Source organism: Paenibacillus sp. yr247 (genome assembly GCF_900103825.1).
GTDB lineage: Bacteria > Bacillota > Bacilli > Paenibacillales > NBRC-103111 > Paenibacillus_E.
Genome location: NZ_FNIF01000012.1, coordinates 20,063 through 40,182, shown reverse-complemented (window position 1 = coordinate 40,182; position 20,120 = coordinate 20,063). Strand labels below are relative to the sequence as shown.

Annotated in this window: 19 protein-coding genes and 2 pseudogenes; 5 read left to right on the top strand and 16 right to left on the bottom strand. The window is 40.8% G+C overall.

Annotated features, from left to right (window positions below; all coding sequences use genetic code 11):
• Nucleotides 1–16: 16 nt before the first annotated feature.
• The 7 genes from BLT91_RS19020 to BLT91_RS18990 are packed head-to-tail and all read right to left on the bottom strand — an operon-like array spanning nt 17 to nt 5,906.
• Nucleotides 17–562: a DUF2179 domain-containing protein gene (locus tag BLT91_RS19020; RefSeq protein WP_090823785.1), complete on the bottom strand. Its 546-nt coding sequence runs from the start codon at nt 560–562 to the stop codon at nt 17–19.
• A 27-nt stretch (nt 563–589) separates the two neighbouring features.
• Nucleotides 590–1,486, bottom strand: a complete 897-nt coding sequence (locus tag BLT91_RS19015) for an ABC transporter substrate-binding protein (protein ID WP_217635245.1) — start codon at nt 1,484–1,486, stop codon at nt 590–592.
• A gap of 28 nt (nt 1,487–1,514) precedes the next feature.
• Nucleotides 1,515–2,159 carry an ABC transporter permease gene (locus BLT91_RS19010; protein ID WP_090823783.1) on the bottom strand — a complete coding sequence of 215 codons (645 nt, stop codon included), beginning with the start codon at nt 2,157–2,159 and terminating at the stop codon, nt 1,515–1,517.
• Nucleotides 2,156–2,815 carry an ABC transporter permease gene (locus BLT91_RS19005; RefSeq protein ID WP_254777021.1) on the bottom strand — a complete coding sequence of 220 codons (660 nt, stop codon included), beginning with the start codon at nt 2,813–2,815 and terminating at the stop codon, nt 2,156–2,158. Before BLT91_RS19005 ends, BLT91_RS19010 begins: the two co-directional genes overlap by 4 nt.
• Nucleotides 2,805–3,791: an ABC transporter ATP-binding protein gene (locus BLT91_RS19000; RefSeq protein WP_090823781.1), complete on the bottom strand. Its 987-nt coding sequence runs from the start codon at nt 3,789–3,791 to the stop codon at nt 2,805–2,807. Before BLT91_RS19000 ends, BLT91_RS19005 begins: the two co-directional genes overlap by 11 nt.
• On the bottom strand, nt 3,788–5,221 hold the full coding sequence (gene hydA / locus BLT91_RS18995; protein ID WP_090823779.1) for a dihydropyrimidinase: 1,434 nt from the start codon (nt 5,219–5,221) through the stop codon (nt 3,788–3,790). The genes BLT91_RS19000 and hydA overlap by 4 nt, the downstream gene beginning before the upstream one ends.
• Before the next feature lie 16 nt (nt 5,222–5,237).
• Nucleotides 5,238–5,906 carry a GntR family transcriptional regulator gene (locus tag BLT91_RS18990; protein WP_090823776.1) on the bottom strand — a complete coding sequence of 223 codons (669 nt, stop codon included), beginning with the start codon at nt 5,904–5,906 and terminating at the stop codon, nt 5,238–5,240.
• A gap of 1,020 nt (nt 5,907–6,926) precedes the next feature.
• On the opposite strand from BLT91_RS18990, the pseudogene BLT91_RS18980 reads away from it, so the two are divergent.
• Nucleotides 6,927–7,073, top strand: a pseudogene (locus BLT91_RS18980) (IS6 family transposase); the annotation flags it as partial.
• Nucleotides 7,074–7,216: 143 nt separating this feature from the next.
• Here the strand turns inward: BLT91_RS18980 and BLT91_RS18975 are convergent.
• The 8 genes from BLT91_RS18975 to BLT91_RS18945 form a co-directional block, all read right to left on the bottom strand.
• Nucleotides 7,217–7,954, bottom strand: a complete 738-nt coding sequence (locus BLT91_RS18975) for an IS6 family transposase (protein ID WP_090823771.1) — start codon at nt 7,952–7,954, stop codon at nt 7,217–7,219.
• 420 nt (nt 7,955–8,374) lie between these two features.
• A complete protein-coding gene (locus BLT91_RS31750) occupies nt 8,375–8,518 on the bottom strand; it encodes a hypothetical protein (RefSeq protein WP_175532392.1) in 144 nt (47 codons plus the stop codon).
• Between the two features lie 139 nt (nt 8,519–8,657).
• Nucleotides 8,658–9,593 (bottom strand): DMT family transporter, encoded by a 936-nt coding sequence (locus BLT91_RS18970; RefSeq protein ID WP_090823769.1) that lies wholly within the window; start codon nt 9,591–9,593, stop codon nt 8,658–8,660.
• Between the two features lie 92 nt (nt 9,594–9,685).
• On the bottom strand, nt 9,686–10,456 hold the full coding sequence (locus tag BLT91_RS18965; RefSeq protein WP_090823767.1) for an MTAP family purine nucleoside phosphorylase: 771 nt from the start codon (nt 10,454–10,456) through the stop codon (nt 9,686–9,688).
• A gap of 28 nt (nt 10,457–10,484) precedes the next feature.
• On the bottom strand, nt 10,485–11,282 hold the full coding sequence (locus BLT91_RS18960) for a 2-phosphosulfolactate phosphatase (RefSeq protein WP_090823765.1): 798 nt from the start codon (nt 11,280–11,282) through the stop codon (nt 10,485–10,487).
• Between the two features lie 34 nt (nt 11,283–11,316).
• Complete coding sequence (locus BLT91_RS18955; protein ID WP_090823764.1) at nt 11,317–12,144, bottom strand: carbohydrate ABC transporter permease; 828 nt, start codon at nt 12,142–12,144, stop codon at nt 11,317–11,319.
• 2 nt (nt 12,145–12,146) lie between these two features.
• Nucleotides 12,147–13,097 carry a carbohydrate ABC transporter permease gene (locus BLT91_RS18950; protein ID WP_090823761.1) on the bottom strand — a complete coding sequence of 317 codons (951 nt, stop codon included), beginning with the start codon at nt 13,095–13,097 and terminating at the stop codon, nt 12,147–12,149.
• 39 nt (nt 13,098–13,136) lie between these two features.
• Nucleotides 13,137–14,489 (bottom strand): ABC transporter substrate-binding protein, encoded by a 1,353-nt coding sequence (locus BLT91_RS18945; protein WP_090823759.1) that lies wholly within the window; start codon nt 14,487–14,489, stop codon nt 13,137–13,139.
• Between the two features lie 342 nt (nt 14,490–14,831).
• Between BLT91_RS18945 and BLT91_RS18940 the strand changes: the two genes are divergently transcribed.
• The 3 genes from BLT91_RS18940 to BLT91_RS18930 all read left to right on the top strand — a co-directional run bounded on the left by BLT91_RS18940 (nt 14,832) and on the right by BLT91_RS18930 (nt 19,111).
• Nucleotides 14,832–16,607: a cache domain-containing sensor histidine kinase gene (locus tag BLT91_RS18940; protein WP_090823757.1), complete on the top strand. Its 1,776-nt coding sequence runs from the start codon at nt 14,832–14,834 to the stop codon at nt 16,605–16,607.
• On the top strand, nt 16,582–17,391 hold the full coding sequence (locus BLT91_RS18935) for a response regulator transcription factor (RefSeq protein ID WP_090823755.1): 810 nt from the start codon (nt 16,582–16,584) through the stop codon (nt 17,389–17,391). Before BLT91_RS18940 ends, BLT91_RS18935 begins: the two co-directional genes overlap by 26 nt.
• A gap of 361 nt (nt 17,392–17,752) precedes the next feature.
• On the top strand, nt 17,753–19,111 hold the full coding sequence (locus tag BLT91_RS18930; protein WP_090823919.1) for an IS4 family transposase: 1,359 nt from the start codon (nt 17,753–17,755) through the stop codon (nt 19,109–19,111).
• Between the two features lie 169 nt (nt 19,112–19,280).
• Here the strand turns inward: BLT91_RS18930 and BLT91_RS18925 are convergent.
• Nucleotides 19,281–19,538, bottom strand: a pseudogene (locus tag BLT91_RS18925) (sigma-70 family RNA polymerase sigma factor); the annotation flags it as partial.
• 335 nt (nt 19,539–19,873) lie between these two features.
• On the opposite strand from BLT91_RS18925, the gene BLT91_RS18920 reads away from it, so the two are divergent.
• The gene (locus tag BLT91_RS18920) at nt 19,874–20,107 is read left to right on the top strand and encodes a nucleotidyltransferase domain-containing protein (protein ID WP_090823753.1); all 234 of its coding nucleotides are present in this window, start codon (nt 19,874–19,876) and stop codon (nt 20,105–20,107) included.
• Nucleotides 20,108–20,120: the final 13 nt, after the last annotated feature.

The window sequence follows — 20,120 nt, the reverse complement described above, 5'->3', positions numbered from 1 at the left end:
CACTCCTATTGCACCATTATTTCATCATTGTTCTAATCGCATCTTGATTGGCAGCGCGAAGTGATTTTAATAAATAACCGCCTTTTAACGCTTGTGGCTCCGTTCGAACGACAAAAGCATGAGAGTCAGTTTCTTCAATTTTTTGTGCAATTTGTCCTGCCCATCTTCTGCGTACGACTGAAACGATAAGTATTTTTGCGCTATCATTCCCTTTTGCTTCGCATACCGTAACGCCTACACCAGCATTTCTGAGAATTTCCGGGATTTTTGATTCGGGAGAAGCGATAATTTGAAACATAATATAACCGATTGCAAGCTTCTCCTCCATCCAACTTCCGGAAAGAGATCCAACTGCATAGCCCAATCCGAATGCAAGAATTCGGATTGGACTGTCTAAATGAGATACGACCATACCTAAAGCTAGCACATTGAGCATTTGCTCAAAAAAACTGGCGAATGCAGCAAACATGCGGTTTCCTTTCACTAGAATAATCCATCTACAAGTCATCACAGTGACAAATAGCGCTTCAGCGAAAAATATACCTGCGATCTCAAGACTCATCGGAAAATCAATTCCTTTCCAGAACGATCATTTAATTAAGCCTTTTTTCTTGAGAAAGTCTTTCGCAACTTGAACTTCGGATATCTTCTTATCATCTACTTGGTAATTCATATCTTGCATATCCTGGTCAGTAATTTGTCCCCCCAAAGTATTGAGAACCTCTTCAAGCTTCGGATATTTTTTTAGCGTATCCATTCTTACAATCGGCGCGGCATTATATGGCGGGAAAAATGATTGATCGTCCTTGAGGATGGACATATCATTTGACTTCAGCTGACCATCGGTTGCAAAAGCATTCGTAACTTGAATTTGATTCGATTGAACTGCTTTATAACGGAGACCGCTATCCAGAGATACCACATTCTTGAAGCTGAAACCGTATTTTTTTTGAAGCCCTTTCCAACCATCCGGTTCTCGATTCATGAATTCAGGGTCTATGCCCAGAACCAATTGATTAGAAACCTTTACAAGATCCGAATACGATTTTAATTGCATTTTTTGAGTCAGGTTAGTAGGAACAGCAAGAGTAAAGGTGTTGTTAAAGCCAAGCGGCTTCGTTAACTTCAAGTTCATTTCTTTTTGAATCCTATCGTTTACAAGCGGATATACCTTCTGTGGATCGGTAACGGGATCTTTTATTTTCAAGTAGCTGCTGTACACGGTTCCGTCATACTCGGCATATAGATCGATATCTCCATTCGTTATAGCCTTAAGCGTAATATCAGTAGCGCCCAAATTTTGTTTTCTTACTACTTTGATATCAGTGTTCGACTCGACTATTTGAGCGACCAACTCGCCAAGAATAATACTTTCCGTAAAATTCTTCGATCCTACGACAATTTGTTTACTGCCGCTGCCATTCCCACAACCTGTAAGCATGCCTACCAAAGCCAAAGAAGCCATAATTACCGTAAACTTTTTCACTTCTTCATTCCTCCTGTTTGTGTGTTATTTATTTAATGATTTTTAAACCTTTTGAAGTGAACCTTACTTCAAACCATTGAATAAGCTTCTGAACGACATAGGCAAGCAATGCCGCAAGTAAAGCACCGATAATGACCATTTGATTATTCATCCGATTAATGCCTGTAAATATCTCATATCCCAATCCTCCAGCGCCAACCAAAGACATAATCGTTGTCGTTCCTATGGATACTACGGCAGCTATTCGTATGCCAACAAACAAAATGGATAACGACATAGGGATTTCGATCTTCCAAAAAATTTGATTCTGCGACATGCCCATTCCCTTTGCCGCCTCAATAATGCTTGGTTCAATAGCATTCAATCCCGTATAAGTGGACTGAATGATGGGGAGAAGCGTATAAAAATATAAAGCGGTAATGGCCGTTCCTTTTCCTAAACCCAAAAAAATCATCAAAAACCCTACCAAAGCAAGAACAGGAATCGTTTGAAACGCATTTGCAATCCATAGAACAGTACCAGTTAGCCAACGTTTTCTAGCGATCAACACCCCTAAAGGAATTCCAGTTAAGATGCCAATAAGCACTGCAGCTAAAGCCATAAAAAGGTGCTCAATGGTAAGCTGAATTAATCGGTCGAAATTGTATTCCATATATTGAAAAATATGGATCATCGAAATGCCGACCTCCTTTTCCCAGAAAAAGTCATTCTTTTTTCAAACGAGCCCAGTATTCCATCGGTCAATAAGGCTAATAGCGTAACAGGAACCGCCCCAGCAATAATATGACCATTCGATAAAGTGGCAAAACCCGCCATAATCAGGTCCCCAAGTCCTCCGGCACCAATATAAGCCCCAAGGGTAGCCCATCCGATGATCATGACAGAAGACATCCTGATTCCATTCATAATAATGGGAACACTCATAGGAATCTCCACTTTGATCAATATCTGTATGGTTGTCATTCCCATCGCTTTAGCTGCTTCAACGGTTGAAGGATTTACTTGGCGAATCGCAGTATAAGTGCTTCTCATTATGGGCAGTAAGGCGTATAGGAACAAAGCGACTACAGTCGGAAGAGTGCCAATGCCTAATATCGGTATCATAAAAGCCAGTAATGCTAAGCTAGGAATGGTTTGCAGCATACTTACTGCATTCATGATGGTCTCCGCTCCCCATTTGCACCTTGTTAAAAAGATGCCACTCGGAACAGCGAAGCATATAGCAATAAACTCAGAGATAAACGAAAGATAGATATGCTGAAAAGACTTCACTGCAATCTCTACTTGAACTTCATGCCTCATCAATACATCCAATATGTCATGAAACATTCATTTCACCACCCGAAGAATTGTTTGACTGTTCTCCAAAATTGAAATATTCAGATAATTTATCTCGAGTTAAATAACCTACTTTCACTTGCTCTTCATTTATGACGTAAAGCTTGTCTACTCTTTTGAAAAACATGATCTGGAGCGCTTTTTCTATTGAAGTGCCCAAAGATACAACAGGAAGTGGCAAGTGAATCTCTTCTCCTAAAGGTTCCATACAGGCATCGACTAATGTTGCATCCAGAATCTTATTTTTGAAGCTTCTCATAAATTCTTTAACAAACTCGTTTGCAGGATGATGAACGAATTCATAAGGAGTTCCTAATTGTAAGATCCGGCCTTCTTTCATTAGCACAATGCGATCGGCCAATTTAACGGCTTCATCCATATCGTGGGTAACAAAGACAATCGTTTTGTTTAGTTGTTTTTGGAGTCGCTTCAATTCGTCCTGCAAAGATTCCCTAGTAATAGGATCAAGTGCTCCAAACGGTTCATCCATGAGCACTAGCTCTTGCTGAGCAGCCAAGGCTCTTAGAACGCCAACCCGCTGTTGCTGCCCGCCGGAAAGCTCCATCGGATACCTTTTGCTAAAGTTCTTAGGGTCCAAGCCTACAAGCGTTAGTAGCTCCTCCGCTCTTTCTTTCCACCGTTCAGGGGGCCATCCCAATAATTTAGGTACAACACCGATATTCTCGGCAATGGTCATATGCGGAAACAAGCCGATTTGCTGAACCACGTATCCGATTCCACGTCTCAGCATTACTGGGTCTTGTTCCATAATATTTTTGTTGTTAATGAAAATTTGTCCAGACGTAGGGTCCTGTAATCGATTGATCATCTTGAGAGTACTCGTTTTCCCGCAACCGCTCGGCCCGATCAAACAAATAAACTCCCCTTGTTTAATATGCAAATTAATATCGATTACCGCATTACCGCCATTGGCATAAGTTTTACACACATTCTCGAAACGAATCATGGGTTCACGTCCTTTGTTAGCAAAGATTGCATATCTTTTGCAATAATTTGTCGGCTGATGAATTTCCCGCTACCAGGCTTTCCAACAAAAGTACCCTCATGAAATATAGTTTGACCGCGAACCATAACTTGCACTGCAATTCCAGTCACCTCTATACCTTCAAAGATACTGTAATCTACATTCATGTGATGAGATCCCGCAGATATAGTCCGCTTCAAATTTGGATTCCAAATCACAAGATCAGCGTCGCTTCCTTCTGCGATTACCCCTTTATTCGGAAACAGGCCGAAAGTTTTAGCTGCGTTTGTTGAGGTTAGATGAACAAATTGATTTAGGTTCAACTTCCCCTGAACTACTCCAAAATGATAGAGCAACGACATTCTATCCTCGATGGAGGGTCCGCCATTCGGTATTTTGGTAAAATCATCTTTCCCAATATCCTTCTGTCCCACAAAATTATAGGAACTATGATCGGATCCAATCGTTTGAATATCACCATTTTTGATACTTTCCCACAAGTAAGACTGATGCCATGTCTTGCGTGGAGGCGGTGACCACACATATTTAGCCGCTTCAAAATCGGGTTGCAGCAAATAATCCTGATCGATAAATAAATATTGCGGACAAGTTTCTGCCACGACTAACTGTCCACGCGCATGCGCGTTTTGTATTTCAAGCATGGACTGTTTACAAGTTACATGAGGAATGTAGATTGGCGTTTCGGTTATTTGAGCAAGTCGAATGATTCTTCCGGTAGCTTCACCTTCCAGCTCTGGAGGACGGGTTAATGCGTGATAAATGGGGGCAGTGTTTCCGGCAGCGATTGCTTGCTCAATTAACACCTCGATGACATCTCCATTTTCACAGTGAACTAAAGCAATACCATCCAATTCACGGATACGCTGAAGAATTTGAAATAATTCTCTATCACTAAGCTGGAGCGAGTCTTTATAGGCCATAAACAACTTAAAGCTTGGAAGACCATGTTGCACGGCAACTTCCATTTCCTGCAATCTGGATTCTCCAGCGTCTCTAATGACAAGATGAAAACTATAATCGACAACAGATTTATGTTGCGCACGAGCCTTCCAATCGTCTACCGCCTCCATAAGAGGCTGATCTTTCTCTGGTCTGCAGAAATCGATAATTGTCGTGGTTCCTCCCGCAGCTGCCGCAATTGTCCCTGACAACCAATCATCCGCAGTAACCAATCCCTCCCATCTTGAATCCAGATGAGTATGCGGGTCGATCCCGCCAGGAAAAATAACATGACCCACAGCATTAATTACATTCCATTCCTCCTGAGGCTCAATATGTTTATCTAATTTGATGATCTTCTCCCCTTGAATCAATACGTCTAGCGGAACAGCTTCTATATCAGTTACTACTAATCCGCCGTATATCAGCGTTGTGTCTCCACCAGTTAGCATTTTGATCTCTCCTTCATCAACTAAATAACAAACTTTCTCCTAAATAAACATTTATTAGTGACATCATTGTTTCTTTGTTTGAACGAATATGCTTCTCGATCAGTTGCTCTGCCTGAACCGTATTTCTTTGAAGAATCGAATCCAGAATTTCCACATGATCATTCACAATGTTTCGCGCCCAATCTTTGTTGTTATAATCAATTCTTCGAATAATATGGATTTTCTCATTGATTTTCTTAATAGACGAATGCAACTCATTATTATCACTAGCAAAAGCGATCTCTTCGTGAAATTCCTCATCATCAGCAATCAACTGCAGTCCTACCGTATCTTCCCATGCTCTTGGTTTTTCATTCCATTTCTTATGAAGCTTTTTAATAACGCTTTGATCTTTATTAGAAGTCACTAAGCTTATAGCCATTTTTTCAAGTGTAATCAGCAACTCATACAGATCTTCCAATTCTTTGGGGCGAATCCCTCTCACATAATAGCCTTGATTAGGAACCATTACTATCCAACCTTCTTGCGTTAATTTCATTAATGCTTCTCTAACTGGCGTTCTGCTACATCCAAACTCCTGCGATAACTTTATTTCAGTTAATCTCTGATAAGGGAGCAGCTTTAAATGTACAATCCAGTGCTTCAGAGTTTCGAATATACGTACCTTCTGTTGGTCATTCGGCATTTGTTTCACCTCTATTTTGGAGTTAACCTTCTTCTTCCCCCTGTGCAGTGATGAGAAAAATCCCTTTCAATGGGCTACCACCACTACTCATTAAAAAATACATTATTGTATACAATTTTGTTCATTTTTATTATGTGAAATATACTTAACACTCCAGAAACTCTTAATCGTTTCTTCAGAGATCCTTCCTATGGTTAAAAGCATACATCATTGTATACAATGATATTATCATTTATAATTTATGTCAATATATATTACATTGAAATAAAAAAAGCTTTATTATCTAACTATATCCCCTGCTTTATGGAAAAAATCCTAATTTCATTGACGTTTAATGTCATTATACGTGACATATTGTCAAAAATATACTAGTTAACAACCAGAGCTTATACTTCAGCCCCCAATTGAAATCCAATTGTTCTGAGAAAATAAAGTTTTAGACTGACAAGTCAGCATATAAGGAAAATTCTGGTTGTGGTGCAAGAATTGGAAAAGATAGCAATTTCCCAATAAATTATTAACTATGCCATAAACCAAATATTTTACTAAGCCATTCAACTGCAGAGAGGACAGATAAATTATTTCCATCCTGCCTTTCCTAATCATATGCATGACCTCGATTCCCTTTAACGTCTGTTCTTCAGTTAGAAATGATTTGAAACCAAGCATCATTGGAGCTTAATTCATCTCTTTATTTTCAAGCCTGATATTCCCCCGTTCTCCGACGTGGCAGCCGTTTTAGCTTCCCTGGAACAATGGCAAAAGAACGGCTCTGTTCGAATCAAAAGCGAAAGAGCAATTATCTGTTTTTCAAAGGATTTCTCGAAGTAGAACCCCAACCTAACTAAAACAGGGCTTGGATATATTCACAAAATATTTTCTAGATCGCGACTGGGCCTGCGCCATTAATTGGGCTTTTCATCTAGGGCAATAGCACATGAATCCGAATAGGGTTATGGTGCAAGTCTCTAATACATGATAATATGATTGAAATGAATTCATGGGATGAAGCAAATTACGTTGGAAACAGAATTAGATTTATTTAAATGGAAGCAGTATCAATCGGAGGTTATCTTGCTAACAGTACGATGGTATTTGAAATATAGCCTAAGTTATCGAGATCTAGTGGAAATGATGGAAGAACGAGGACTTGCTATGGCTCATACCGTTGGCTGTCCGCCACATAACCTCATCTTGTATATCAGACTGTTTACCGAATCGCGCGCGAAATTTACTCTTTAGTACAGCAAGTGGGGTTCTGGTGCAAGGAATTAAAAAAGTTCGCAGTTACCCGACAAAGTATAGTTTGTCTATGCCACTAAATCAAATATCTTATTTAGCCATTCAACAGCAGTGAGGACAGTCGAATTATCATCGGCCTGCCCTTTCCTTATCATATGTAAAGCCTCAATTCCCTTTAGCGTCTGATCCGCTGTAAGAAACGATTTGAAACCAAGCATTGGTTTTGTGATTTTCTTTATGAACCGGTGATCTTGCTCCACAATGTTGTTTAGATACTTTGTCTGTCTAATCAAGGTTTCTTTTGGTAAGGATTTCTCATTTATTAATTCTTGTATTGCTGGTGGATATGCTGGATTTTTATCCAAGGTGATTACACGTGGGATTTGAGTATGTGGAGAGGTCAAAGCCTTTGTAAAGAAGCGCTTAGCTGCCGGCATATCCCGATTTTCAGATAACATGAAATCAATGGTTTTCCCCATAGAATCAACGGCTCTGTATAAATACTTCCACTGACCTTTAACTTTGATGTAGGTTTCGTCAGTCCTCCACGAGTCGTTTGTAGGTTTCAAAAAGGGGCGGATTCGTTTGTCGATTTCAGGTCCAAATTCATGGACCCATCTCATGATCGTCGTATGGGATATCCTTAATCCTCGATCACTCATCATTTCAACTATATCTCGATAGCTTAAACTATATTTCAAATACCATCTCACCGTAAGTAAAATGATTGCCGATTCATATTGCTTCCATTTAAATAAATCCAATTTCGTTTGTGAAATCAGCTTTGTTAATATAGGTTGTATCATGAAAAAAAATACATCATAAAAAAGTAAGAAAGGTTTACCTCACCTTAAATTTTTTGGCTTCTACATTAAACGTGGTGATCATTACTTTATTATTCCTTGGGTGGAAATTCGGCTTTTAATTCCTTAAGAGATTCGCATTTAGGTATCTCAAACATAAGTTTAGCTGGAACGAATGTTAGTAGGCTTAGTTGAACTAATCTCCGATAGTTGAAAAAGGCTGCCAACTGGGGCTTACCCCCATCAAGTAGACAATAAAATAAGTCGGATTATGCAACGGCCGTTTCGCGGTACTCAACCGTGGGACGGTTATTTAGTTTTTCTGAAATCTGTTATGGTTAAAACTTTATGTATTCTTCAATCGCTATGTAAAGCGATTCAGCTGTTTTGGGGAGAGTAAGATAGATTTGATTTTTTCTGTCTTCAGATGTGAAGATCGTGAATCTGATTGAAGTGTGCTACCTTTTGCAGATACGTTGCTCCCTTCGGAATCTGATCGGCTTTCAACAGCGCTGCTTTCGTTTGATTCAGCGCATTTTCCACCGACTCCTGAACTTGGAGCAGCACTAGAGTCAGCTATCCGATTTTCTCCATGTCTCTGTACATCTGCATTTTTTTCCTCAGATTCAATTTTGCCATAAGACCGTACAGATTGAGCATCAGGGTCAGCTGTTTCAATAATACTCTTATTGATTCATTTCATGATTCATCTGGTATACCTCTTCTTATTTCTTACCAACTCTTTTAGGTAAGTCATACCTTTTTTGTCGATGCTTTCTGTCCCATTTATAACTCCAATAATGATAAAGGAAAAACCTAACATCTGCAATACAGTCACAACCTCCCCTAAAAACAAATAATTACCAAGCAATGCAAAAAAGGGACTCAGATTAATAAAAATAGCTGTTTGGGCCGCTCCCAGCCGTTGAATTGCGTTATTGTAAAACATGTGGCCTAGACCAGATGCAAAAACCGCTGAGGTAAGGAAAATACTCCATACCTCAAATGTCCCCTTAGAAAAGCTGTTAAATCCATGGGGTTCTATGATCAAGCTGATGCCTAATAATATTAACGATCCAACGATCAGCATCCAGCCAGTCAGAACCCTAGGATCTAGGGTAGTAGCCGCTTTTTTAATAAAAATAAAGCTAACAGCTTGGGACAACACAGATAGAAAAATGTAAAAATCGCCTATTGAGATAGCTGCCGTATCTAGAGAACCGTTAAGAACAATAAAAACAACCCCGATAAAGCCGCAAATAATTCCCACGACGCGATAGCTGGTGAAGCGATCACCTAAAATAAGCACAGCTAATATCGCAGTGAGCAGCGGAGAAAGTCCCAAGATCAGCCCGGTATTAGAAGCCGAAGTTTTCGTTAATCCTACAGCTAAGAATAGTTGGTGTCCAACTACGTTAAACAGAGCGGCAACGCAGATCAATCGAACTTCTTTCCAGGTCATACTGCGGAGTAGTTTCATAAACTTTAGAACAAGAAGTACCACAACTCCAGCTATAAATATACGAAATGCAGTCATAGTGATAGGCTGAAAAAAACTCACTAATATTTTTGTGGCAACGACATTAAAGCCCCAGCACATGACGACTGCAATCAATCCGATATAGATGAATAGTTTAGACATGCTGTTTACACCCTTTCACATGGAAAGGGAAGCAACCCGACCATCCTGCAAAAACCAAGGACTGTGGTTGCTTCCCATTTAAGCAGAAGACTTTACTTTATCATCATAGCTTCCATTGCCCGATCATAGGGCTCGGAACACGAGCAACTCTTTTTTTCGATTATGTTCGATAATGTTGCAGTCATCAGGTTTTTGATCGTTTCTTGTTTACTTTCTCCTACAGCTTTGTGCGCTTTCAAAGAAGGATTAACATCTGTAATACCAGCTGCCATATTGGTCGTCAATGTTACAACGCTATAGCACATTCCCAATTCTCTTGCCAGCGTTGCTTCTGTAGCTGTTGTCATCCCTACTACATCCATCCCCCAATTAGCAAATAGTTGGATCTCAGCTTTCGTTTCATACCGAGGTCCTTCAAAACAAATCAGTGTTGTATGTTCCCGCAGCGGCTCACCGATTAATCGGGCGGCTTCCTTAAATGATGCACTCAACTCGGGACAAAACGGATGGGTCATTTCAACGGAATATTTGCCATAAGATTGATCACGAGTCGTATAATCGACAAACTGATTCAGCAAACTCAAACTCCCAACCGCAATTTCCTTATTAATTGCTCCGACTGCAGAAACAGTAATCACACGGGCAACACCCAACATGTGAAGTGCCATCATATTTGCTTTGTAATTCACATAAGGTGCTAGTATACTATGCCCTATTCCATGGCGAGGCAAAAAGAATATCTCCTTATCTTCGTGCTTCCCAATAAAAACCACGGCATCACCGTATTCCGTTGTAATGGTTTGTTCTTTCATATCCGAAAATAAATCCTGAAAACCTGTCCCGCCAATAATTCCGATCTTCATCCTAATCCCTCTCCTGTCCTATGATGATTTATGCGTGTACAGCCAATTCTTTAGCTTTGGTGACGATAATAAACTGTTTTTCCTGATGAAAACTGACCATCGGCACAATGGTCGATCCATTCTCTTTAGCACAAGTGATTATATCTTCCGGACATTGAATTCTCCGCATAGTCTCGCCACTTCCAGAATGGTTAAAGGCATCAATCGTATCGGAGTAGACCGATAACATATGAGAAGCAATCTTAGCGGAATCCATGAAGACAGGCTCTATACCTCGAGCTTTAGCCAGGTTTTGCCCGTATTTAACCAGTATCCCGGCACAATACGCGTCATCCAATGCAGCAATTTGTGTGTTGTCTCTCCCGGCGCAAACAACCATAATACTCGTGTTCAACTCGTCAGCCATATCGAGCGCTTTCTCCATGACAGCTTGGGCGTTATTCATGCATCCAATCAAAATATGCTTTACTCCAAGCTCATGAAGGGTCTGTACGGCGACAGTCCCGTTCGTTGTTCTCAATACAACCCGCTTCCGGTTTACATCCATTTTCTCCAACGATTTCAGAGAAGGACTAAAATGCGCCCCTTCTGCCACATTTCCTGAGTATTCCTCCGCACAAATTAACGTCCCATCATGCCAATAATCAGGATTATTATTCATGAACTGTTTTTCATCACTGGTCAAAATAATTTGTGGACATCCTTTCTCCAGCAAGTTAACCATCGTCGTACTTGCACGGATAACGTCAATAACTATACAGACTGCTGCAGAATTCGGCTTAACTTCTTTAGGCATAAATGCCACTTCAAATCTGATTTCTTTCACTCACACGACTCCTTTTCTCCACAACTAAATCTGTTTATTTCCCCGAACCCGCCGCCATGCCGGAAATGAATTGCCGTTGGAAGAGCAAATAAACGATAATGCTCGGAACCATACTAATTAACGTCCCACCGAAAACAAGTCCGTAATTCGTTGAATTCTCTACATTCAATGAATGCAATCCTAACGCAACCGTAAACTTGGAATTGTCGATAAGCAGCACCAGCGGAAGCAAGAAGTCGTTCCAGATCTGCATAAAAGTAAAAACCATTAAAGCAACAATCCCGGGTTTCGCCATTGGGAGCATGACGCAGAAAAAAGTTGTCCATTCCTCAGCCCCATCGATAAGCGCCGCTTCTCGCATTTCCGGAGGAACGTCTTTAAACGTATTGCGAATCAAAAATACGGAGAAAGGCACCGCCAATCCAGCTGAAACCAAAGTAACTCCAGTTAATGTATTGATCAACCCGATTGATTTTAATTGGTAAAATAGTGGGATGATGATCGCCTGCACCGGTATGGCCATACCAAATAAAAATAAGTAAAACATCCACTTGCTGCCTCTAAACGGAATTTGCGCCAGTACGTAACCGGCAGGACAGGCAACGAGAAGTACAATCAGCATCCCTAATACCGTAATGACTGTACTGTTCATAAAATACATTTTAAAATTTCCTAGAACCCACGCACTCGCCATGTTATCGAAATTCCATGATTTCGGCAGTGAAAAGGGACTCCCGAATATTTCCGTATTCGTCTTGAAGCTGCCAAGGATGACCCAAAAAATAGGCGCAATAACAATAAGAAGCGCAATAATCAGCAAAATCCAAAGCAGTTCTTGCAAATAACGGCTCTGTTGCTGCATGCTCAATTGCTCCTTTCGCGCATAGCGTTGAATAAGATTGTTAATACAACAACAATGACAGCAAGAATAACACTTCCCGCCGCTGCGAAACTTACCTTGAACATTGCGAACCCAGCTTTATAGACGTAAGTGGCGACCAACTCACTTTTATAGAACGGTCCTCCTTGCGTCATAATCCAAATAAGTGCAAAGCTTTTGAACCCATAAACGATAACCATAGTAGTGACAATGTTTATCGTGTTTTTCAAGGAGGGAACCGTAATATACCAAAACTTGCGGATCGGTCCGGCACCATCCATATCTGCAGCCTCGTACATGGAATAATCGATACTTTGCAATCCAGACAGATATATGATCATGTAAATACCATAAAAGGCCCAAGCTCCCGCAATAATAATTGCCGGCAGGACCGCCCACGGGTGGCCCAACCAGTTTATAGCGAGTCCATTCAATCCGATTGACTTTAATATGACATTGATTGGCCCGATCATTGGATCATAAATTTTCCCCCACAGAACGCTAACGACGGGGAGAGACAGCACGGCAGGTAAATAAAACCCGGTCCGGAAGAACAACCTCCCTCTCTTCACCTTGCTGATCATCACGGCTAGAAGAAGAACGGGAATGACCAATAGAACTAAATCCAAAACCAACCATACTATGTTATGCTTCAGTGATAGAATGAAAACTTTGTCATTTAAAATATCGATATAATTGTTCAACCCGACAAAGTTCATAATCGGTGCACTCCCGTTCCAATCAAAGAAGCTGAGTCTAACGGCTTCGAACATCGGATAGAGCATAAATACACCATAGAGCAATACTGCCGGTGATAAGAAGGAGATGATCGTGATCCATTTCCTAATATTGCTTGTCAATCTTATCCTTTTGTTGATCTGGTTATATTTGATTACCGCCTCCACGGTTTGAGGAGGCCCATGCAATGAGTCCATCTTCTTTCCACCTCGGTTTAGGGTTGATTCATGATGTCCTTACTTCAGTTTGAAGCCCTCAGCCCGGTCTTTTTTGTTACCTGCTTCAATATTGTTCATTGCTTCTTGAGGTGATATGAGCCCGCCAATTACACCTTGCAGATTTTGCAAATAAGCTTCCTTGGTGGAATTCCCTATAAATACAGTCGGATTATAAGCGGGATTATAAGCGGAACCATCGCTTATATTTTTCACAGCCTCGGCTAATATAGATCCTGCAGGTTTCAAAGTGAAGGCAGTTTTAGTAGCAGGTATTAAGTAAAAGGACGGGTCTTTATAAGCAATTTCGGTGAAATCCGTTAATATGAAATTGATCCATTTTTCTACTAGATCCACATTTTTCGTATTTTTAGGTACGACCCATGAATATCCGAGTCCACCCGTGGGATTTGTCTTCTGTCCCTCGATAAAAGAAGGGAACGTCATATGTCCGATTGAATCTTCTAGTTTCATGCTGGCAATGTCTGTGATCGTAGGTGTACCGCTTGCATACATCGCTGCCTTTTTGTCCAGAAACTGTGCTTTAGCGTCCGGAAAAGTTAGGGATACTGCTTCTTTGACGATAAATCCTTTATTGACCCAATCATTTAACGTTTCTGTAGCCTTTACCATTTCCGGATCGTTCCATTTACCTTTGCCATAGAGCACTTCTTCAACTTTTTTTCTGCCAGCGACTGCATCAAGGATGTTCCCATACAACCAGCCACCGCCATTGCCACCGCGTGTACCAAGTGCAATCGGCTGAATACCTGCATCTTTCAATTTTTGCATCGCTGTAACTAACTCATCCTTCGTGGCAGGTACCTTAACCCCCGCCTTCGCAAACAAATCTTTATTGTAAAATACTCCGATGGCATCTAGCCCATGCGGAACCTCGTATATTTTCCCAGAAAGAGTTGCCATAGAATACGCAAAAGGCGTTAGTTTCTCCTTCCAGTTATTTTTGGTATACAGCTCCTCCAACGGCATAATCAAATTCCCTTGGGATAACACACTCACCCGTGCAGGTCCTGCATAAATTAATATCGCATCAGGAGGAGTGACACCGGAGTTCAGCATCGTTGTCAATTTTCCGGACTCTACCGCCACGTCGCCTGTTTTCAACTCAACCTTAATCCCCTGATTTTTATCTTCAAAAGCTTTGACTATTTTCTCCCATAGTTTTTTCTCTACATCGTTGGGAAAAGGAGCAACCATGATTGTAAGGGTTTTTGGTTCACGGCTTTCTTCAACTTTTCCCGATCCAACGGTCGAACCTCCAGCACCTTCTTTTGGGCTCGACGGGGACGAACAACCCGCAACAATTAACACTAGAGCCAAAACTAAAACAATAAACAAGTTAACTTTTCTCATACGAACCCTCCCTATTAGATAAAATTTAATATTTTAATTAATTACAAGGTTATTATAATCACCAACAACAAACAACGGGACAAATGAAGGAAAAAGGTGGTCAAACAGTTGTATGTTATATTTTCTAACATACAATAGTTAAGTTTTTACAATATTTCGACATTATACAAACAACTTTCGTTGATAGTAGGAATATCCTTGTTAGATACCGAATTAATTATTATAATACTTGTATGGATTAGCAAAAATACATTACATGATGTGTATATATTATTTTACATTAACATTTGCATATATAAGTGATTGGCATCATGGTCTGCCCGCCAAAGGAGTCCGATAGCAATGAATTTCACTCATAAACTATTTTTCAAACTTCTTGTGTTTTTAATTTTAATATCCATCCTTCCTCTGCTTCTCGCAGGTTGGTTAAGCTACAATCATTCCAGCAAAACATTAAATAACGAAATCGATAAAGAGGCCGCCAATGTTCTGGAAGAAAAGCTAACAACATTGAATTTATTAATGAATGACTTGCAGCGTATGGCAGAAATCCTAGCAAAAAATAACATTGTCTCCACATTTCTTAATAATCAAGATGGCAAAGATAAATATTATCAATTATTTACACAATTAGACCCGTTTCTGGACAGTTTGCAGCCCATCCGTCCGGAGACCATTGGAATTACGTTAATCAGTGATAAGCAATTGATTTATTTTTACGGGTATTCGTTCCATCCTGACAAGGACCCTTTCCTTGCTAATAGCTGGATGCCTGATTTATCCCAGATCGGCAATGCACCTTATATCACATCTCTCCATGCTCGCCCCTATGACCAAAGAAACTCTGATCAGCAAGTATTTTCGTTCGTACAGCAAATTTGGAGCCAGACATTTAGCTCACAAGGCGTTCTTGTTGTCGACTTTCCAGTCGAAGTATTGGAACAATGGTTCGGCGGAAAAACAGCTCAAAGCGCCTCCGGAACTTTTATCATTGACCCAAAGGGTAATATCCTATATCCGCAAATGCCTTCCGCGCTTTCTCGAGAGTACGTAAAAATTCATAACCAACAAGTGAATTCGATCACACTACCGAATGGGGATCATTACCGGGTGTTCCGAAAGACAGTTACACAGATCGGATGGACGATCGTTTCATATTTCCCTGAAAAAGATCTCTATGCCGCCATCTACAATTACCGTGATGTTATTATTACAATTCTAGGGATTAGCGTACTCTTCTGTTTGCTTGCTTCACTGTATATTTCGCACCGTACAGCACGTCCGATCACAAAACTTGCGGAACTAATGAAAAAAGTCGAGGGTGGCGATCTAAACCAACGTTTTCCCATCAATCAGAGAGACGAAATCGGGCAGCTCGGGATCAGTTTCAACCAGATGATTCAGCGGATTCAAGAGTTAATTGAAGATGTTTACATCGAACAGCGGGAGAAAAGATCGGCTGAAATTACCGCTTTACAGGCACAAATCAATCCGCATTTCCTATACAACGCGTTAGAATCCATTAACTCGCTCGCAAGAAGAAACAAACAGCACCAAATCAGCAAACAAATCGCGCTCCTAGGTAAGCTGTTCCGCTTTAGCATTTCGACATTTACAGAAATTGTTCCATTGAAACAAGAAATCGCTTATGTTAAACACTACTTGCTCATTCATCAATTAAGAATGCAAGGAACTGAAGAATTCCATTACCATATTCAGATTCCTTACCCTCATCACGAGCTGTATACAATTAAGTGGATCTTACAACCGATTGTTGAAAATGCCATTATTCACGGCTTGGAACCGCAAAGAAACGGGACCATACTCATAAAAGGAGAAGTGCATGGAGAAGACTTGATGATTTCGGTTAAAGATAATGGGGCAGGCATAGCTAAAAACACTCTTGAGAAAATCCTTTTTCAATTGGAAAATAACGCAGAGACGTTAACCAAATACGAGAAAAAAGTCGGCTTATATAACGTCCAATCTCGGATCCGCCTGCACTTCGGAAGCAAGTACGGCATAACGATAGACAGTTCGCCTGGAGAAGGAACTACAGTAAGTTTATTACTACCACGGAGGATAACCACCGATGAAAAATATGTTAATCGTCGATGATGAATGGCTAATTGCCAGCACTTTAAGTGAAATGGATGAATGGGCAGAAAAATCAATCCACGTAATCGGTATTGCATCAAACGGCAAAGAAGCGCTCGATTGGATCGAACGCCACCCCATAGATATAATAATCACTGATATTCAAATGCCCGATATGGACGGTCTAGAACTTCTTCAAATGATTTATGCCCGCAGACCCGATATTTCTGTCATCATTATTAGCGGGTACGAGGAATTCCAGTATGCCCATACCGCCATGAAATACAAAGCAAAGGGCTATGTACTAAAGCCAATTGACACCGACGAACTACTCCATATTATTGACGAAATCTTGCTTGAAACAACCAACAAAACGGGAATCGTTGACTTAGCGAAGCCCTTCAAACAAGTACCTGAACCATTTGAATCCACAGATCGACCTAAAACCTATCATGAAACTTTGGTCATTCGAGCGATGGACTATATTAAACAGCATTTAGATCAGCCTATTACTTTAAATGAGGTGTCCAACCAGTTTTACTTGACCGCACATTATTTCGGGCAAATTTTCAAAACCGTGCTTGGTGAAAATTTCAACTCCTATTTAACAAGACTGAGGATGGAAAAAGCCTGTGAGCTGCTGAAAAGTCCAGAACTGAGAAATTACGATATATGCAACCACATCGGTTTTAGTGATGTAAAATATTTTTCAAAGCTATTCTACCGCTGCTATAAAATAACACCAAAGGAATACAGAGAACGCAGCCTTAAAGAGAGGACCGAAGCATTTGTTATAAAGAAGTAACTATATGGTATATTCCTGTCCTTCCTTTCTTGATATACTATTTTATTAATAGAATAAGTACTGAGTCGGTCGATTCCTACTAAAGCTCAGGAATCTGATCGCTTTTTAATCTATATGTTGCTGTTAAAAGCTGCGTTAAGCTGAAACAAAACTCGATTCTGTTTACTTTATACATCTACCAAATTTTCTTATTTTTATTGGTTAATTACTCAACTTTCGCACCTAATAAATCAGTCTAATCGCTTGCTACTGTAAGAGTACAGAAGAAAAGTTTCCACACTTGACAGAAAAACACCCTTCTTGTTCGGTATCATGGAAGTGTCGAGCAACCATGCAAACAAAGAAAGGTGTTGTAATTCATATGTTACACCAAAAATCCTTGTCTGAAAAGGCAAAAAGTCGCTTTTCCATCTTGTTTTCAACCTTACAAATTGGTCAACTCTTACGAAAAGCCGGTATTATCAAGTCGTTTGGTCCTTCCAGTTTTGCTGTGTTCCAGATCCTGTTCTCTCTAGTTTTTGAAGGCCGAAACTGGTTCCGTCTCCTGGAGAGCGAGCGTGGTACGTCGCTACCTGGAAAAGACGTTATTTATCGTTTTCTAAATCAAGGCACTTTCGCTTGGCGGAAGTTTCTCCATAGCTTTGCTTTAAAAATCATCCAGCATTTTGAATCGCTCATTGCTTCTTCACGTTCACGTGTTTTCATTATCGACGATTCAGTCTTAAACCGTAATCGTAGTAAAAAAGCCGAACTACTAGCTCGTGTATTCGACCATACGACTGGCCGGTTCACCAAGGGTTTTACCATGCTAACGCTCGGTTGGTCAGATGGATTTAGCTTTGCTCCGATTGACTTTGTCATGCTCTCGTCAGCTAAACTGGTGAATCGGATTTGCGAAATGAAGGAAAATCTGTACAAGCGCAGCCATGGGTATAAGCGTCGGCTGGAGGCTCTTAACCGCAAACCAGATGCCGTTGTAGACTTGTTACAGCGAGCACTGTCTACCGGATTTACAGCTGACTTTGTGCTGATGGACAGTTGGTTTACTCAAGCACCGTTACTTCGTCAGCTGGGTGCAATGGGACTTCCGGTTATTGGTATGATCAAAGAGATGAAACAGCGCTACCGCTTGAATGGCAAGTTGATGACCTTGAAAGAACTGTACGCCACTCTTCCAAAGAACAAGAGTAACGAAATCTTAGGTTCTGTCATCGCCGAGACATCTTGTGGGTTACCCGTTAAGTTAGTTTTTGTTCAAAACCGTAACAAACGCCGGGAATGGCTGGCGATTCTCAGTACCGACCTAACGGTAATTGCAGACGAGGTCGTTCGAGTCTACGGGATGCGTTGGAGCATCGAGACCTTTTTCAAATTTACCAAGAGCTATCTTAAGCTGGGCACTGAGTTTCAGGGCCGCTCTTTTGACATGCTCATTTGCCATACGACTGTGGTATTCAGCCGTTATTTAGTCATGGAGTTTGAGCGTCGCCAAGAGAACGATGCCAAGTCGCTGGGCGGTCTTTTCTTCCTTTTTGCTGATGAGGTAAGGGACTTGGATTACCAAACCGCGTTGCAGCAACTGATGACATTGTTCCTGCAAATGGCCGGAGCCAAGACAAAACAGGAGAAGTCCAATGTATTTTGTCAGCTCCGCGAGTGGATCGTCGGTTTACCTTGCTACATCAAGGGTTTGTTCATAGATTTAAGCTGCGAAAGTTGAGTTAATTAATTCCATTAGCAACACGCGGAGTTGTGGTGCAAAGTTCTAAAATACATGATAAAGAAGTGGATTTGTTGTTTTAAAAAAGAGCAAACCGCTTCGACAGTCTGCTCCATGCTATTTCTTTCGCACTTGATCGTTTAATATAACATGCTTATTCTTTAATTCCTCACCTCTTCGCCTTATAAAACTCATGATAAAGCTTCATTAGTGCCCTTTTCTCAATCCTCGACACATACGAACGCGAAATCCCCCAACTCCTTCGCAATCTCCCTCTGCGTCCGCTCTTCGCCACCAAGCTCCAAACCAAAACGGCCAACTACGACCTCTTTTTCCCGCTCATCCAATATATCAAATTCTTATAGATTTTGCTCTTCTCACTCTTGAGCTGGACCTTATCCACGACATCGTCGGCCTCCGTACCTATCGTTCCTCGTTAGCTCAATCGTGTGTGGAATCAGTCACATCTCGATTAAAGGATACTTTAATTAAGGGAGAAGCGAACGACAACTTGAATGAACAAAAATAGGAGCTGCCGCGAGTGTAGAACATAATCATCAAATAGTTATAAGGGCGTGGGGATGGACAGCGAAGTTACAAAAGCATATTGGATTTACTCCAGCTTACATGATTCGGAAGTAGTTCACGGAAAACATCCTTACGTATTCCTTCCGACTCCCCCAGAAGGAACGATAGAGTCAATATTATCTTATCAAACCACTCGCCTTTTCTTTTTTAGAAAGTCTTTATGGGAGGTGTTGCATGGATAACCGTTATCGACCGATTATTGATGTAGTTGTGCAAAGGTTTTTATCCCATCTTGGCTCCCGACTGATCTCGGTATATATAAAGGGGTCGGTTGCGCGAGGAGACGCTGTTTGGGGCGTTTCAGATTTAGACTTAGTGCTTGCATTTGATACCCCTACTCATAAGGATACTTTATTAAAACGTTTAACATGGATGACCATAAAGATATGTATGACTGTCCTCTGTTAAGATTGAAGAATTG

Bases quoted from the DNA above. Each gene is read 5' to 3' on its own strand.
- BLT91_RS18920 (WP_090823753.1), top strand. From the start codon at position 19,874: ATGGATAACCGTTATCGACCGATTATTGATGTAGTTGTGCAAAGGTTT.
- BLT91_RS19000 (WP_090823781.1), bottom strand. From the start codon at position 3,791: ATGATTCGTTTCGAGAATGTGTGTAAAACTTATGCCAATGGCGGTAAT.
- BLT91_RS18990 (WP_090823776.1), bottom strand. From the start codon at position 5,906: ATGCCGAATGACCAACAGAAGGTACGTATATTCGAAACTCTGAAGCAC.
- BLT91_RS18970 (WP_090823769.1), bottom strand. From the start codon at position 9,593: ATGTCTAAACTATTCATCTATATCGGATTGATTGCAGTCGTCATGTGC.
- hydA (WP_090823779.1), bottom strand. From the start codon at position 5,221: ATGCTAACTGGTGGAGACACAACGCTGATATACGGCGGATTAGTAGTA.
- BLT91_RS18930 (WP_090823919.1), top strand. From the start codon at position 17,753: ATGTTACACCAAAAATCCTTGTCTGAAAAGGCAAAAAGTCGCTTTTCC.
- BLT91_RS19020 (WP_090823785.1), bottom strand. From the start codon at position 562: ATGAGTCTTGAGATCGCAGGTATATTTTTCGCTGAAGCGCTATTTGTC.
- BLT91_RS18965 (WP_090823767.1), bottom strand. From the start codon at position 10,456: ATGAAGATCGGAATTATTGGCGGGACAGGTTTTCAGGATTTATTTTCG.
- BLT91_RS18940 (WP_090823757.1), top strand. From the start codon at position 14,832: ATGAATTTCACTCATAAACTATTTTTCAAACTTCTTGTGTTTTTAATT.
- BLT91_RS18950 (WP_090823761.1), bottom strand. From the start codon at position 13,097: ATGGACTCATTGCATGGGCCTCCTCAAACCGTGGAGGCGGTAATCAAA.
- BLT91_RS18955 (WP_090823764.1), bottom strand. From the start codon at position 12,144: ATGCAGCAACAGAGCCGTTATTTGCAAGAACTGCTTTGGATTTTGCTG.
- BLT91_RS19005 (WP_254777021.1), bottom strand. From the start codon at position 2,815: ATGTTTCATGACATATTGGATGTATTGATGAGGCATGAAGTTCAAGTA.
- BLT91_RS18945 (WP_090823759.1), bottom strand. From the start codon at position 14,489: ATGAGAAAAGTTAACTTGTTTATTGTTTTAGTTTTGGCTCTAGTGTTA.
- BLT91_RS18975 (WP_090823771.1), bottom strand. From the start codon at position 7,954: ATGATACAACCTATATTAACAAAGCTGATTTCACAAACGAAATTGGAT.
- BLT91_RS18935 (WP_090823755.1), top strand. From the start codon at position 16,582: ATGAAAAATATGTTAATCGTCGATGATGAATGGCTAATTGCCAGCACT.
- BLT91_RS19010 (WP_090823783.1), bottom strand. From the start codon at position 2,159: ATGATCCATATTTTTCAATATATGGAATACAATTTCGACCGATTAATT.